This window comes from Aeromonas sp. FDAARGOS 1411 (assembly GCF_019047125.1).
In the GTDB taxonomy this organism is placed as follows: domain Bacteria; phylum Pseudomonadota; class Gammaproteobacteria; order Enterobacterales; family Aeromonadaceae; genus Aeromonas; species Aeromonas veronii.
Map to the genome: position 1 here is coordinate 1,346,913 of NZ_CP077214.1, position 14,188 is coordinate 1,361,100.

At 60.0% G+C, this 14,188-nt stretch carries 13 protein-coding genes; 5 read left to right on the plus strand and 8 right to left on the minus strand.

What is annotated here, in order from left to right:
• Positions 1-96 precede the first annotated feature (96 nt).
• The 3 genes from I6L41_RS05900 to I6L41_RS05910 are packed head-to-tail and all read right to left on the minus strand — an operon-like array spanning position 97 to position 3,917.
• Positions 97-2,649: an MlaD family protein gene (locus I6L41_RS05900; protein WP_216962663.1), complete on the minus strand. Its 2,553-nt coding sequence runs from the start codon at positions 2,647-2,649 to the stop codon at positions 97-99.
• Positions 2,650-2,704: 55 nt separating this feature from the next.
• On the minus strand, positions 2,705-3,307 hold the full coding sequence (locus I6L41_RS05905; protein WP_216962666.1) for a paraquat-inducible protein A: 603 nt from the start codon (positions 3,305-3,307) through the stop codon (positions 2,705-2,707).
• Complete coding sequence (locus I6L41_RS05910; RefSeq protein WP_216962669.1) at positions 3,291-3,917, minus strand: paraquat-inducible protein A; 627 nt, start codon at positions 3,915-3,917, stop codon at positions 3,291-3,293. Before I6L41_RS05910 ends, I6L41_RS05905 begins: the two co-directional genes overlap by 17 nt.
• Before the next feature lie 147 nt (positions 3,918-4,064).
• On the opposite strand from I6L41_RS05910, the gene prpB reads away from it, so the two are divergent.
• The 3 genes from prpB to I6L41_RS05925 are packed head-to-tail and all read left to right on the plus strand — an operon-like array spanning position 4,065 to position 7,545.
• Entirely contained in the window at positions 4,065-4,952 is an 888-nt protein-coding gene (prpB, locus tag I6L41_RS05915; RefSeq protein ID WP_216963852.1) for a methylisocitrate lyase, read from the plus strand.
• 10 nt (positions 4,953-4,962) lie between these two features.
• Positions 4,963-6,090 carry a 2-methylcitrate synthase gene (gene prpC / locus I6L41_RS05920; RefSeq protein ID WP_216962672.1) on the plus strand — a complete coding sequence of 376 codons (1,128 nt, stop codon included), beginning with the start codon at positions 4,963-4,965 and terminating at the stop codon, positions 6,088-6,090.
• Between the two features lie 9 nt (positions 6,091-6,099).
• The gene (locus I6L41_RS05925) at positions 6,100-7,545 is read left to right on the plus strand and encodes a bifunctional 2-methylcitrate dehydratase/aconitate hydratase (protein ID WP_216962676.1); all 1,446 of its coding nucleotides are present in this window, start codon (positions 6,100-6,102) and stop codon (positions 7,543-7,545) included.
• An 86-nt stretch (positions 7,546-7,631) separates the two neighbouring features.
• On the opposite strand, the gene I6L41_RS05930 is transcribed toward I6L41_RS05925, so the two are convergent.
• Positions 7,632-8,360, minus strand: coding sequence for a hypothetical protein (locus I6L41_RS05930; RefSeq protein WP_216962680.1), 729 nt, complete (start codon positions 8,358-8,360; stop codon positions 7,632-7,634).
• 259 nt (positions 8,361-8,619) lie between these two features.
• On the opposite strand from I6L41_RS05930, the gene I6L41_RS05935 reads away from it, so the two are divergent.
• Both I6L41_RS05935 and I6L41_RS05940 read left to right on the plus strand, forming a co-directional pair.
• Entirely contained in the window at positions 8,620-8,952 is a 333-nt protein-coding gene (locus I6L41_RS05935) for a polyhydroxyalkanoic acid system family protein (RefSeq protein WP_216962683.1), read from the plus strand.
• A 255-nt stretch (positions 8,953-9,207) separates the two neighbouring features.
• Positions 9,208-10,638, plus strand: a complete 1,431-nt coding sequence (locus I6L41_RS05940) for a wax ester/triacylglycerol synthase family O-acyltransferase (protein ID WP_216962687.1) — start codon at positions 9,208-9,210, stop codon at positions 10,636-10,638.
• 115 nt (positions 10,639-10,753) lie between these two features.
• On the opposite strand, the gene I6L41_RS05945 is transcribed toward I6L41_RS05940, so the two are convergent.
• The 4 genes from I6L41_RS05945 to I6L41_RS05960 form a co-directional block, all read right to left on the minus strand.
• Positions 10,754-11,542, minus strand: coding sequence for a hypothetical protein (locus I6L41_RS05945; protein ID WP_216962690.1), 789 nt, complete (start codon positions 11,540-11,542; stop codon positions 10,754-10,756).
• Between the two features lie 25 nt (positions 11,543-11,567).
• On the minus strand, positions 11,568-12,209 hold the full coding sequence (locus tag I6L41_RS05950) for a TetR/AcrR family transcriptional regulator (protein ID WP_005345492.1): 642 nt from the start codon (positions 12,207-12,209) through the stop codon (positions 11,568-11,570).
• 1 nt (position 12,210) lies between these two features.
• Positions 12,211-13,398 carry a patatin-like phospholipase family protein gene (locus I6L41_RS05955; protein WP_040065538.1) on the minus strand — a complete coding sequence of 396 codons (1,188 nt, stop codon included), beginning with the start codon at positions 13,396-13,398 and terminating at the stop codon, positions 12,211-12,213.
• Positions 13,399-13,492: 94 nt separating this feature from the next.
• On the minus strand, positions 13,493-14,065 hold the full coding sequence (locus I6L41_RS05960) for a phasin family protein (RefSeq protein ID WP_110303671.1): 573 nt from the start codon (positions 14,063-14,065) through the stop codon (positions 13,493-13,495).
• Positions 14,066-14,188: the final 123 nt, after the last annotated feature.

The following is a 14,188-nucleotide window of genomic DNA, read 5'->3' on the forward strand; positions in this document are numbered from 1 at the left end:
CTAAGAATATTCTGAATCTGAACCCTATCAACAGGCACCGGAATATAAAAAAGCCCGGCACGGGGCCGGGCTTGGATGAGATACAAAGGGAAGGGATTAGGGCTGGATGCGCGGGCTCCACTCCAGCCACTCTTTCTCGGCCTTGCCATAGAGCGGATAGCTGTGGCCCGCTTTGACGGTTGGACCCATCTCTCTCTCCGGCGTATTGAAAGCAATGCCGCCGGCCAGCAGGCTCTGCACCGTCTCCACTTCGATAGTGCCGCCGGTCAGCCCGATATCCGCCTTGACCCCGGAGACATTCCAGAAGCGGGAGTTGGCACGCACCAGATGGGCATACTCCTGATCCACGTTAACGTCGATCACCACCTCGCTGCCATCCCGAGCCAGCGCCACCTTGGTGACACTGCCCACCACCATCTTGCGAAACAGTAGCGGACTGCCGACGCTCAGGCCATTGACGGAGGGGCTCTTGAGGGTCAGGGCCAGACCCACCGGGCCGACCTGACTCAAGGGGAAGCGATCTTTGCCAGCGCCTTTACCCGGTTGTGCCTCAACAAACGCCCCCTTGATCAGGGTGTCGAGGTGCGCAACCCCGCCCAGCCCCAGCTTGGCTTGCACTAAGGTAAAGCGGGCACCGGACTGCAGGAAACGCTCGGCATAGTGGCCATCGAGCTCTGCCTTGAAGATCACCTGACCCAGAGACGGCTCCAGCTCGATCTCTTCAATTTTGCCGATATCGACCCCACGATAGCGGATCGGGCTGCCAATCCCGAGCCCCGGGTTACTCTCTGCCACCAGTGACAGCTGGCGCACCTTGGCCTTGGCTTGCTCCCTGGAATCGAACAGTTGATGACTGCTGCGGCCGTTGGCCAACCGATCGAACTCGATGGCACCGCGCAGCAGGGTACCGAGGTTGCCCACCTTGACCTGCACCCCATCGACCCGCACCTTGGTGTCGATGGCCGGTTTTTTCCAGAATTGGGGTTGCTGGGCGAGGAGGGGAGCATAGATTCCATCAATCTCGAGTTCGATCTCGACCCCCTCTTTGGCGGCGCGCAGCTGTTTGACCTTCCCCGCTTCCAGCCCCAGATAGAGCACAGGCGAGCCAATGCCGATGCCATCGGCCTGATCTGCCTTGAGCAACCAGCGCTGCGGCTTGGCATCACGGGTACCGAGCAGTGCCAACTCCTGACTCGGGTAGAGACGGTTAATCCGCTCGCCACTGCTGGCTTGTACCAGCTTGATCCCGCCCCCCAGCCAGGCACTGGCCGGACTGGTTTCTACTTTGATGCCGCTCAGATCGGCATCGATCTGCAACGGGGCGGCGCGATAGAAGCGGGCACGGTTGAGCAGATGGCCATAGTTCGGCGCCATCACCAGCTCGACGCTGGCATTGCCGCGCGCATCCAGGGTGAGCTGGCTGATGCGGCCCACCTGCAACCCCTTGTACCAGACAGGGGCATCCTGATTGAGCCCCGCCAGATCGTCAGCCTGCAGCGTCACCTTGGTGCCGTTCTGGGGGGCGCGATCGGTAAGTGTCATCTTCTCTACCGGTTTGCCTGCCACATAGTCGAGGCGAATGGCCGGGCCGGAGAGCAGGCGATCTGCATGCTGCACACCGGTCGCAGAGAGGGAGACACTCTCCCACACCAGTTGACTCTTGTCGGTAATGCGATAAGCCTGCTCCGGGTTGATCAGCGCTGTGACCACTCGGCCTTTATCGGTAAGGCGAATGGGATCGATACGACCAATCTCGATCCCCTCATAGAGGATGGGCATCCCCTCCTTGACCGGGAGATCGCCAGCCGCAATGTCGATACGCGCACCGCGCGCCGCTTCCGCCAGCCCTTTATAGAGGACGAAGGTCTGTCCCTTCTCAGGCTCTGGTGAATCTTTGGGCGAGTCAAAGGCAATGCCGCCGCTCAGGATGGAGGTGAGGCTGCCAGCCTCCACGCTCACCCCAGCCAGACTGAAGGAACCCTTGATACCGCTGATATTCCAGAAGCGGGTATCGGCTTTGACCAGATGTTCGAAACGCGGCTCGATCACCAGATCCAGAATGACGTTCTGGTTGTCCTGACCCAGGCGGGTATTGATGACGCTGCCCACCTCGATACCGCGGAAATAGAGCTTGGCGCCAATCCCAACCGAACCCAGCGAATCGGCGGTCAGGTGCAGCATGCGACCCTGAGCCTGATAGCCAGGAGGAGGGCCCTCCAGTGCATCGAAGGTCTCCTCCAGCGGATTGCTTTCACGCCCCGGTTGCAGGTTGATGTAGTTGCCGGAGACCAGGGTATCGAGGCCGGAGATCTCGGTGAGCGACGCCTTGGGGCTCACCAGCCAGAAGTCGGATCCCTTACGGATCAGCGGTCTGGCACGGCTGTCAATCTTGGCCATCACCGCAATCTTGCGGCCATCTTCAGCCAGCTCCAGCTCCTGCACCACACCGATGGCCACCCCCTGATAACGAACCTGGGTTTTACCCGGCAAGATGCCGTTGCCCTGGGCGAAGTTGATCTGGATAAGCTGGCCACGGCTCAATACCTGCTGATAGAGAAAGCCACCTGCCAGCAGCAGGGCTATCAGGGGTAACAGCCAGACCGGCGATAACCAGCGACGCTTTTCGATGACGGGTTCAGCCCCGATCATAGTGACTCCTTATTGGCTGGATTAAACAGCACATCAGACAAAAACAGAGAAATCATCAACGGGCCGCCTTGTCCCACAGTAAACGGGTATCGAGCATGCGGGCCGACATCATGGTCAGCATTACCACACCGGCAAAGGCGGTGGCCCCCGGGCCTGCGCGGACACTCAGCAGCACACCCCGATCGACCAGTGCCACCATCAGCGAAATCACGAACAAGTCCAGCATCGACCAGCGACCGATAAAATCGATCACCCGATACATCACCAGTTGGCGCTTGCGCCGCACCGGTTTGGCCCGCTGCAACTGCCAGCAGATCCAGCCCAGTCCCAATATTTTGCCCACTGGCACCAGTATGCTGGCGGTGAGAACTATGGTGGCAATCCCGCTCATTTTGCTGCGATAGAGCATCATGATACCGCTGAAGATGGTATCTGACTGCAGCAACCCCTTGTTGTAGAAATGGGTTATGGGCAACAGATTGGCAGGCAACAACATGAAGGTGGCGAGTGCCAGCAAGCCCCACGACCAGGCGAGGGAACGGGGAATGCGCACCTGCAATTTGCTGCTGCAACGGGGGCAGACTGCCCCGGCTTGATAGCGCACCAGCAAACCACAGGTATGGCAGCGGCAGAGTCCCATCTCACGGGCGCTGGTCATGTTCCGGCTCCTTTAACGGGATCCGCGCCCAGTAGGGGGCGGGGTCAAACAGGATCAGCAGGGTCATGTTGAGCAGCATCAGGATGCCGAGGCTGAGCAAGCCGCCACCGAGGCGTACATCGGCGATGTCGATCAGTTTGAACAGGGCAACCAGCAGGCTGACGATATAGACCTCCAGCATGGCCCAGTGGCGAAACACCTCGACCAGCTTCAAGGTGACGGGAAGAATGTGCCAACGTTTGGCCAGACCCGAAGCCAGCACAAAGATCCCTGCCAATAATCCCACCGGCGCCAACACCGCGCACCAGAGCACCAGGCTGGCCACCCACAATTCGCCCTCGCCAAATAGTACCAGAATACCGCGCAGCAGGTCGGCGTCGGTGTTGACCCCAGCCAGCCGCAGATAGATCAGCGGTTCAAAAAAGGCGGAGGGCAGCAGCAGAAATCCGGTGATGGTCAGGGCCATCAACTGGGAGGGACGAAAGGCATAACGGCCATAGAGATGTTGGTGACAACGCGGGCAGTGGGCATGGCGACGCAGCGGCAGTGCTTTGCGCTGGATCAGCAAGTCGCACGCCGGACAGACAATCACGGAACCGGGCTCCATCATACAATTCAACCTGTTGAAGGAATTGGTGAAATTTACCCTAAAACCGGTTTCCTGTCTTGCCTGCGGCCGGAATGTTACGAAAGTATAATTGACGTTAACGTAAACGTGATATTAGATAGCCAGACTAGACAGGTGAAAGGAGTCATGATGTCCAGTTTGTCCCCCTCGGCAGGCTTGCGCTTTCGCACCGCCCTTGCCAATGAACATCCCCTGCAGATCGTCGGCACCATCAATGCCTATATGGCGCTGATGGCCGAACGCAGCGGCTTTCAAGCTCTTTATCTCTCCGGCGCCGGAGTGGCCAATGCCTCCTACGGCTTGCCGGATCTCGGCATGACCTCCCTCAACGACGTGCTGATCGATGCCGAGCGGATCACCGCCGCAACCCGTGTGCCGCTGTTGGTCGATATCGATACCGGCTGGGGGGGGGCGTTTAATATCGCCCGCACCATTCGCGCGTTCGAGCGCGCCGGAGTGGCGGCCGTGCACATGGAAGATCAGGTTGCCCAGAAGCGCTGTGGTCATCGTCCCAACAAGGCGGTGGTGCCGCTGGAAGAGATGTGTGATCGCATCAAGGCCGCAGTGGATGCCCGCGAGAATAGCGAGTTCGTCATCATGGCCCGCACCGATGCACTGGCGGTGGAGGGGATGGAGTCGGCTCTTGAACGCACCGCTGCCTATGTGGCCGCCGGTGCCGACATGATCTTCGCCGAGGCGGTGACCGAGCTTGCCCAGTACGACCAGTTCAAGCTGGCGGCCAACGTGCCGATCCTCGCCAACATGACCGAGTTCGGCAAAACCGCGCTGTTTGACAAAGAGCAACTGGCCGCCCACGGGGTCGACATGGTGCTCTACCCCTTGAGTGCCAACCGGGCCGCCAATCAGGCCGCCCTCAACGTCTATCAACATATTCGCCAGGATGGCCATCAGCGCGCTGTCGTGGAGACCATGCAGACCCGGGAGTCACTCTACGACTTCCTCGGATATCACCACTACGAGCAGACACTGGATCGTCTGTTTACAGCCAAGGAATAGGAGGCAGCTTATGGGACAGCAAAAACCGTTGGGCGGGGCCGGTCTGCGCGGTCAAAGCGCAGGGGAGACCAGTATCTGCACAGTAGGCAAGAGTGGCACCGGTCTTACCTATCGCGGCTATGACATCAAGGAGCTGGCCGACAGCGCCCAGTTCGAGGAGGTCGCCTATCTGCTGCTCAAGGGGGAGCTGCCCGATGAGCAGCAGCTTGACGCCTACAAGCGCGAACTGTGTCGCCTGCGCACCTTGCCCCAGCCGCTGTTGGAGGTGCTGGAGCGCATTCCCGCCGATGCCCATCCCATGGATGTGCTGCGCACCGGCTGTTCCATGCTCGGCGATCTGGAGCCGGAAGATGGCTTCGAGCATGAACACGAAGTGGCGGATCGGCTGCTGGCCGCCTTTCCGGGCATTCTGATCTACTGGTACAAGTTCAGTCACGAGGGAGTTCGCATCGCCCTCGATACCGATGAAGAGTGTATCGGTGGCCATTTCCTCGCGCTGCTGCACCAAAAAGCGCCGAGCGAGCTGGAGCGCCGGGTGATGCATGTCTCTCTCATCCTCTACGCCGAGCATGAGTTCAATGCCTCCACCTTTGCCGCGCGAGTCTGCGCCTCAACCCTTTCCGACATGTTCTCCTGCATCACCGCCGCCATCGGTACCCTGCGCGGCCCGCTCCACGGCGGTGCCAACGAGGCCGCCATGGCGATGATCGAAGATTGGCAAGATGAGACGCAGGCAAGACGCGAACTGCTGGCCAAGCTGGCGGCCAAGGAGAAGATCATGGGCTTTGGCCACGCAATCTACCGCACGTCTGATCCGCGCAACGTCATCATCAAGGAATGGTCGGCCAAACTTGCCGAGGCAGTGGGTGATGATCGCCTCTATCGCGTCTCCTGCGAGGCGGAGAAGGTGATGTGGGAGGAGAAAGAGCTCTTTCCCAACGCCGACTTCTTCCATGCCAGCGCCTATCACTACATGGGGATCCCGACCAAGCTGTTCACCCCCATCTTCGTCTGCTCGCGGGTCACCGGCTGGTGCGCCCACGTGATGGAGCAGCGCGAGCACAACCGGATCATCCGCCCGAGCGCCGATTATGTCGGCCCGGCCCCCCGTCACTTTGTCTCTCTACAACAACGATAAGGAATCACGATGTCCGCCAACGTCGACGTCAACCACAGACCAGACCCCGATCAGGTGCTGGTCGATATTGCCGATTATGTCTGCAACCACCCCATTACCAGCGAGGCGGCTCTCGACACCGCCCGCTACTGCCTGATGGATACGCTCGGCTGTGGCCTGCTTGCCCTGCGCTTCCCCGAGTGCACCAAGCACCTTGGCCCCATCGTACCCGGTACTGTCGTGCCCCATGGTGCCCGGGTGCCCGGTACCCAGCTCTGCCTCGACCCGGTCAAGGCGGCCTGGGACATCGGCGCCATCATCCGCTGGCTCGATTACAACGACACCTGGCTGGCCGCCGAGTGGGGTCACCCCTCCGACAATCTGGGCGGTATTCTCGCCACTGCCGACTGGCTCTCCCGTACTCGCGTGGCCGAAGGCAAGGCGCCGCTCACCATGGCCGATGTGCTGGTGGCCATGGTCAAAGCCCACGAAATTCAGGGGGTGCTGGCGCTGGAGAACTCCTTCAATCGGGTCGGTCTCGATCACGTGGTACTGGTCAAGGTCGCCAGCACCGCAGTGGTGACTCATATGCTGGGGGGTACCCGTGATCAGGTGATCGATGCGGTCTCCCAAGCCTGGGTCGATGGCCAGAGCCTGCGGACCTACCGTCATGCCCCCAATGCAGGGTCGCGCAAGAGTTGGGCGGCGGGGGATGCCACCTCTCGCGCAGTGCGCCTCGCCCTTATCACCATGAGCTGCGAGATGGGCTATCCCGGTGTGCTGAGCGCCCCCAAGTGGGGCTTCTACGATGTGCTGTTCAAGGGCAACCAGTTCGCCCTGCATCAGGGGTACGGCAGCTATGTGATGGAGAACGTGCTGTTCAAGATCTCCTATCCTGCCGAGTTCCATGCCCAGACCGCGGTGGAGTGCGCCATGAAGTTGCATGGTCAGGTGAAGGGGCGGCTCGACGAGATAGACCGTATCGAGCTCACCACTCATGAGTCGGCCATTCGCATCATCAGCAAGGTCGGCGCCCTCAACAACCCGGCCGATCGGGATCACTGCCTGCAGTACATGGTGGCGGTGCCGCTCATCTTCGGTCGCCTCATTGCCGAGGATTACGAGGACGATGTTGCCGCCGATCCCCGCATCGACGCGCTGCGCAGCAAGATGGTGGTGCAGGAGGACAAGCGTTACAGCCGCGAATATCTGGAGGCGGACAAGCGTTCCATTGCCAACGCCATCCAGATCTTCTTCAAGGACGGCACTCACACCGCCAAGGTAGAGGTGGAGTATCCGGTCGGCCATCGTCGCCGGCGGGAGGAGGGGATCCCGCTGCTGGTGGAGAAATTCCAGCACAATCTGGCCACCCGCTTCCCGGCCAAACGGGTCCGCGATATTCTCGCCCTCTGCCAGGATGGCAAGCAGCTGGCCAGCACACCGGTGCACGCCTTTATGGATCTGCTGGTGATCTGACCGATATCTACCGGCAAACAGTGATAAACGAAAAGCGGGCTCATCGGCCCGCTTTGTTATTCCGGCGGCTTATCCCTCGATAAGCCTTACCCCAGCGCACTGCTGTCGCCGTTAAAGAGCGCCGTCATGATGGCCGTCTCGCGACTGGCGATGGTCTCGAGGAACTCGTTGGCACGCCCCATGTGATGACACACCTGATAACCACGATCGACAAAGGAGAAAAGCTCGCCAAGCCCCGCCAGATGGGCGGGCCCTGACACCAGCTTGAGGGTTGCCCCCAGCAGCGGTTTTCTCGCCAGCCTGTCCAGCGTCATCCCAAGCTCGCTCACCAGCGCAATCTGATGTTCCCGGCGCGCCTGTTCACCCACGGCACGATAGGCGATGGTGTAATGATCCGGTGTGATGGGAGCTATGCCATCAATGCGCCGCAGCGCCACCACCATCAGGTAGTCCAGCTCTTCGGAGAGAGCGTCGAGCTCGATCGCCTGCGCCAGCACCTTGAGGCCGGACTCCGGCAACAGTCGCTCGGCGGTTGGCATCACCCGCATCACGTCCGCATCGCGGCGGGCGCAATCCCCCGGGCCATAGAGGTCGGTCAGGAAGAACTCGGCGGCAGGGCCGTAGCGGTCACTCTCCAGCAGATCACGATGGGTTCGCCCCAACCGGTCGGCCTGCCACTGGCGTAGCCGATCCCGATCCTGCTGATCTTCCGGGTGGGCACGCATCTGCTCGCGCAAGGCTGCAACCCGCTTGAGCTGGCGGTAGAGCCGACCCAGGGTGCTATCGTCGTCGTGGGCATGTTCTTGATGCGTCATCTACAGCTCTCTGGCCTTGGGCCCATTGATGGGGATTCGGTGATACGAAGATACAAATGAATGAAAAACAAGCAGCTTTTGCTGACCGTTCCGTGACAAGTGTAGCGCGCACGGGGGAGGGAATAAATGCCATGCCCCGCTGATGGCCTGTATCCCTCTCGACTCTGTTAAGTGAGTCCCATTTATGTGAACCATCCTTTCATTTGTTGTGAACATGTGTTTAATATCAATAACTAACTTATGACCCAGAGTAACGACCATGTTCTTCAACTCGCTCGCTGGCAGCAGCGCACTCTCTACCATCCAGATCAGCCGTCAGCATCCGCTGGGATTGGCCGCCGCCCGGCTCGCGGCCGAAGCCATCGCTGCGGACATGAGCGAGAGCTATCAACTCGATTGCGAATGGGCAGATGAAGAGGAGACCGAGCTACACTTTCGCGGCTCAGGGGTACATGGCACTCTCACCCTGGACGAAGATACCCTGGAACTGGAAGTGCATCTTGGTTTGATGCTGTTGCCGGTACGCAGCGTACTGGAGCAAGAGATCCTCGATTATGTCGACAATCGCTTACCTTGCCCCAAACCTGTTTGAAACTTTTCGTTGCACTGGCTTTAAATAAACCAGCTGTAAACGATGGCTGTTTGAAATAAGTTGGCAAGCCATATGGTTTGTCAGATTTATTATTCGGCGAGGTCTCGATTCAATTTTGTAAGTAATCTTTCATCTTTATTTCATATTTCGAGTCGGCACTCATTAAAGTCATTCTGATTGCATCAAGTCTTCATCCGGATATGAGGACAGGAGCAATTTGCCGCCTCGGTAAATTCATTTTGTAGGGAAACAACCATGCCACTGAGTGAATTTATCTCCTGCGTCGATACCGCCTGGTTACGCATGGACAGACCCAACAACCTGATGCAGATCATCGGTGTCCTGATGTTTGAAGGAGAGCTTGATGAAGCGCGTCTGCGGGCCGGATTGCGCCATACCATTTCGGTGCAACCCCGCTTCCACCAGCGGGCCGTGCTGGAGGGGGGCTCCTACTACTGGCGCCATGATCCCGATTTCGATCTCGATCAGCACCTCAAGCGAGTGATCCTGCCGGGTGAAGCAGGCAAGCTGGAGCTGGAGAAGCTGGTGGCCGATCTCGCCTCGACGCCGCTCAACCACCAGCGCCCCCTGTGGGATATGCACCTGACCGACACGTCGCTGGGTGGGCAAGCGCTGGTGGTGCGCATTCACCACGCCATGGGCGACGGCTTCTCGCTGGTTCGGGCCATGCTGACCATGATGGATAACACCCCGGAAGGGGCGCCGCGACCACCGTCACCGGAGCCACTGGATGACAGCGATGACGAGGATGATGAGGATTGCCACCAGGGCAGCCGTCTGGTGCGAGCCGGTCTCAAGCTGACCGGTAGCCTCTGGTCCAAATATGTCGAAGTGGTCACCCATCCCACCAAAGCGGTGGATTACCTCAAGACCGGGCGCGATCTGGCGAGCGAGCTGTGCAATATCGCCACCCTCGGTGATGACTCCCCCTGCCGCCTGCGGGGCAAGACCACCAGCACCAAGCGGGTGGCCTGGTCGGAACAAATTGATCTGCCGGATATCAAGGCGGTGGGCAAGGTGTTGGGCTGCTCGGTCAACGATCTGCTGATCGCCGCCACCGCAGGGGCGTTTCGCCACTACCTGCAGGAGAAGGGGGATGATGCCAACAAGGTCAAGATCCGCGCCCTGGTGCCGGTCAATATGCGTGCGCCGGACGATGAGGGGGCACTTGGCAACCGCTTCGGGCTGGTGGCCCTGGACTTGCCACTGGATGTTGAACACCCGTTGCAGCGGCTCTATACCGTACGTGACCGGATGCAGGCGCTGCGCACTTCTCTACAACCCGTGGTGGTGCTCAACCTGTTACATGCCCTTGGCATGGCCCCCAATGCGGTGCAGCAGCAGGCCGTCGAGCTGCTCACAGCCAAGGCCAGTGCCGTGATCACCAACGTGCCCGGCCCGCAGCAGACCCTCTATCTGGCTGGAGCAAAATTGCGTCAGCCGCTGTTCTGGGTGCCGCAATCGGGGGATATCGGCGTCGGCGTCTCCATCCTCTCTTACGATCACAAGGTGCAGCTTGGCCTTATCACCGACAAGAAGCTGGTTCCGGATCCTGATCGGGTGGTCGAGCGGTTTGCGGTGGAGTTCGAGCAACTGCTGTTGCTGGTGCTGATGGAGCCAGAGCTACTGTTTGACCCCAACGGACTGGATGCGCTGCTCGGTTGAGCGTGCACTTGAGCGACCGGTGACGGCGTAGCCAACCGGTCAGCTCCCATCATAAAAGAGGCCAACCCGCGGGTTGGCCTCTTGTTTTGTTGTCTATCCGTGGCAAGAGTGGCGGTTAATCCTCCAACTCTTCTCGCGCTGCCTCCACATCGAGGCGCTCCATCGCATCCATCGGTTCGCACTCGGCCGCTTCGGCATAGAGGGCTTCGGCCGCTTTCAGGCGGCTCTTGCCGTGCAGCATTACCTGAGCGTTGGCGTACTCCATGCGGGCGATAGCCGATTCGGGGATCAGCGCCAGCGCCTCATTGAAGTGACGCTCTGACTCCTCCTTCTTGGCGCCATAGGTGAGGCCGCCGATCATGGCCCCCAGCTTGTCGACGATCTCCGCATGCCAGGCGCCAAAGGCAATATGGGCCTCGGCGTGATCGGGCGCCAGCTCCAGCGCCTTCTCAAGGCTTGCCTTGATCTTGTCGCCAATGCCTTGCGAGAGGGCCTTGGAGATGGAAATGACCTGACTGTAGCGACCGAGTGCCAGCGCGTGGAAATACCAGGCGTTGGCGTTCTTGGGCTGGCGTTTTTGCAGCTTCTCGGCATGGCTGGCCGCCCGCTCGAAGGCGGCGCGCTTGGCATACTTGTCCTCCAGCAGGTAGCTGGCGTGGATCACTAGTGCCTTGTTTGCCACATTGAGGCCAGCCTCACCGACCGCTTCGCCATGGGCGACGGCCCGGGCAAAATCCCCGGCATGATAGGCCCGCCAGGCATCCTGTACCTGTTCATCCTCGGGCCAGGGTTCGGCATCCCCCTGATGGAGTCGATCCCAGTTGTCCGCCAGCTTCTGGCCGGCATAGTCATAGGCCGCATCCGCGTAGGGGAAGGGGACAAATTCGAGTTGTGAAGTGGTCATGCTTGTTCTCCCTGTAGCATGTGAATCAAACCTTGTCGGTATAGTGGTGGGCGAGGGCGCCCAGATGAGCGCGGGCATCGGCCCGCAAATAGGGGGCGACCAGCTGCATCACCTGAAAGACGCCGAGGGCGATATCGGCATCCGCCTTGGGATGCAGTGCCCGCTGATAAGAGATCCAGAATGTGCCCACCAGCGCCACATTGGCCGCCAGCGTGCGCATCTGTTGCGCCGTGCCCTCCATCAGCCCGACCGTTTGCAGATGGTTGCAAATGGCGATGGCGGTCTGCTCCTTGCGGCGCAGCAGGGCGGAAAAGCGCTGTTCCACCTGATGATAACCACTCATCAGGGTCGCGATATCGTAGTAGAGGAAACGGTACTGCCAGATGGCTTCAAACATCAGGTGGAGAAAGAGCCAGATATCTTCGGGCTCATCGGACGGGGTGCTGACCGCCTCCAGCAGGCGATCCATCTGCTGTTCAAATTCGCAGAACAGGGCGTTGACGATCTCCTCCTTGTTGTGGAAGTGGTAGTAGAGATTGCCCTGGCTGATCTCCATCTCGGCCGCAATGGCCGAGGTGGTGACGCTGGGTTCCCCTTGTCGATTGAAGCAGGCGAGGGCAGTGGTCAGGATCCGCTCCCGGGTACGACGTTTGGGTTTGCGATCCATGCTACTCCTTTGGTGATGAACGGCGCACGCCGTGGCGATAGCGTTTGGCAAGCCAGTGCTGCAACTGCTCCAGCGACTTGTCGAGGGCGGCGACCGAGCCAATGCCGGGGGCCAGCAGGGTGCGATCTTCATCGGCCAGCGCGGCCAGATTGAGCTCAAGGCCATGCTTGGCCAGCACCGGCGCCAGCTCGTCACGGCGCTGCCAGAGATCGCGGCGGGTATGCTGATAAGCGTGCTCGCAGAGACGGCGACGATCCCGGTAACTGAACACATTGGTGAAGAACATCTCGCCATCGGCAGAAGAGGGCTCAAACAGCAATGCGTCAGCATCGGGATATTGGTGCTTGTAGCGATCCATCCCCACATGCATGCGGGAGTGGATGATGGCGCGAAAAGTCTGGGCCAGTACCACCGGCAGACCGCTGTCCACCAGATTGGTCGGCGCGCCGGCGGCCATGTCCGCATCATAGGGCACCAGCGGATTGATGCAGAACACCAGATCCGCCCCCTCTTCCAGCGCTACCGAAGCGTGCAGAGTCTTGATCAGCGCCCCGTCCACATAGTAACGCCCGTTAATCAATGAAGGGGGAAAGAGGCCGGGCAGGGCGGCTGACGCCTGTACCGCCGCCGAGATGGGCACATCATCGAGCCCCGGGCTGCCGAAGGCGACCGGATGACCGGTGTCGAGTTCGGTGGCTACCACAAACAGTCGACTGCGCAACTGGCGGAAATCGTTGCTGCGGCCGGGGCGAGAAAAAAACTGGGTCAGGGTGCGATCCACCCCGCGGTTGTCGAACAGTCCGGTCGGAATGGCCTTGGAGAGCCCCTGCAGCGATTCAAACAGGCTGCGCTTCCAGGGCGCCGCCAGATAGTAGGTCAGGCTCTGCCACGCCAGTGGCGGGATCGAGGTCAGGCGGTCGGCATATTCACGAAAGGCGGGGCGCAGCAAGGTGGCCGGGTCAAACATCTCCCCCGAATCATCGCTGAGCAGGATCCGCACCAACTTAGCCGGCGAGATGCCGTTGGCCAGCGCCGATGCCACCACGGCCCCCGAACTGACGCCGACATAGATATCGGCATGGTCAAGGCGCAGGCCGTTGATGCTGTCAGAGAGGGCAGCGCAGGCACCGATCTCGTAGATGCCGCCGAGCGGCCCGCCGCCAGCAAGGGCAATTGCGATGGTACTCATAGCGTTGCCTCCCTATCCATGACATTCATCATGACAAGACCGGCCCAGCGCAGGGCATGGGCCGGTATCAATCACCTTCCGTCACCGCGAGGGATCAGGGCAGGACGCTCTCTGCTTTAGCTTTCACCTCTTTCACCGCATCTTCAGCGGCGGAGAGGAGATCGGCGGCCTGCTCAACCACGGCCTCTTTAGCCTTGGCTACCGGCGCCTTCTTTACCGGAGGCTTGCGGGCAGCGGGCTTTTTGGTGGCAGCCGGTTTGGCTTCAGCGGCAGGGGCTTCCTCTTCCTGCGCATCCAGCAGTTGTTGGACCACGTCGGTCAGCTCGGCCATGCGCTTGGAGAGCTTGTCGATATCCTTGCGGGTCGGAATGCCGAGGCTGGCCACTGCGCGGGCCACGCGATCTTCAAATACCTGCTCCAGACGGCCCCAGGTATTGGCGGTCTTGTCGGTCACAGCGGCAATCTTCTCATCTGCGCTCTGACGGGTTTTGGCTTGCAATGCTTCCCCTTCCTGCACCAGGGCTTCAAAGATCTTGCCACCCTCTTCCTGTGCTTTGGCATAGGCACCCAGACCCGCCAACCAGATCTGCTGGGTGGACTCCTTGATGGTGGAGGTGAGTTGGTTGTCGGTTACTGACCCTGCCAGCGCTTTCAATTTCTTAGCCATGATCTTCTCCTTGAATAACGACAGTTAAATGTAATGGCGACAACGAAACTGCAATCGGGTTGTGGCATTACTGATTTTTCAACTTCAGTCTAGGGAGAAAAAATAGAGGGTTCTACCTAATAA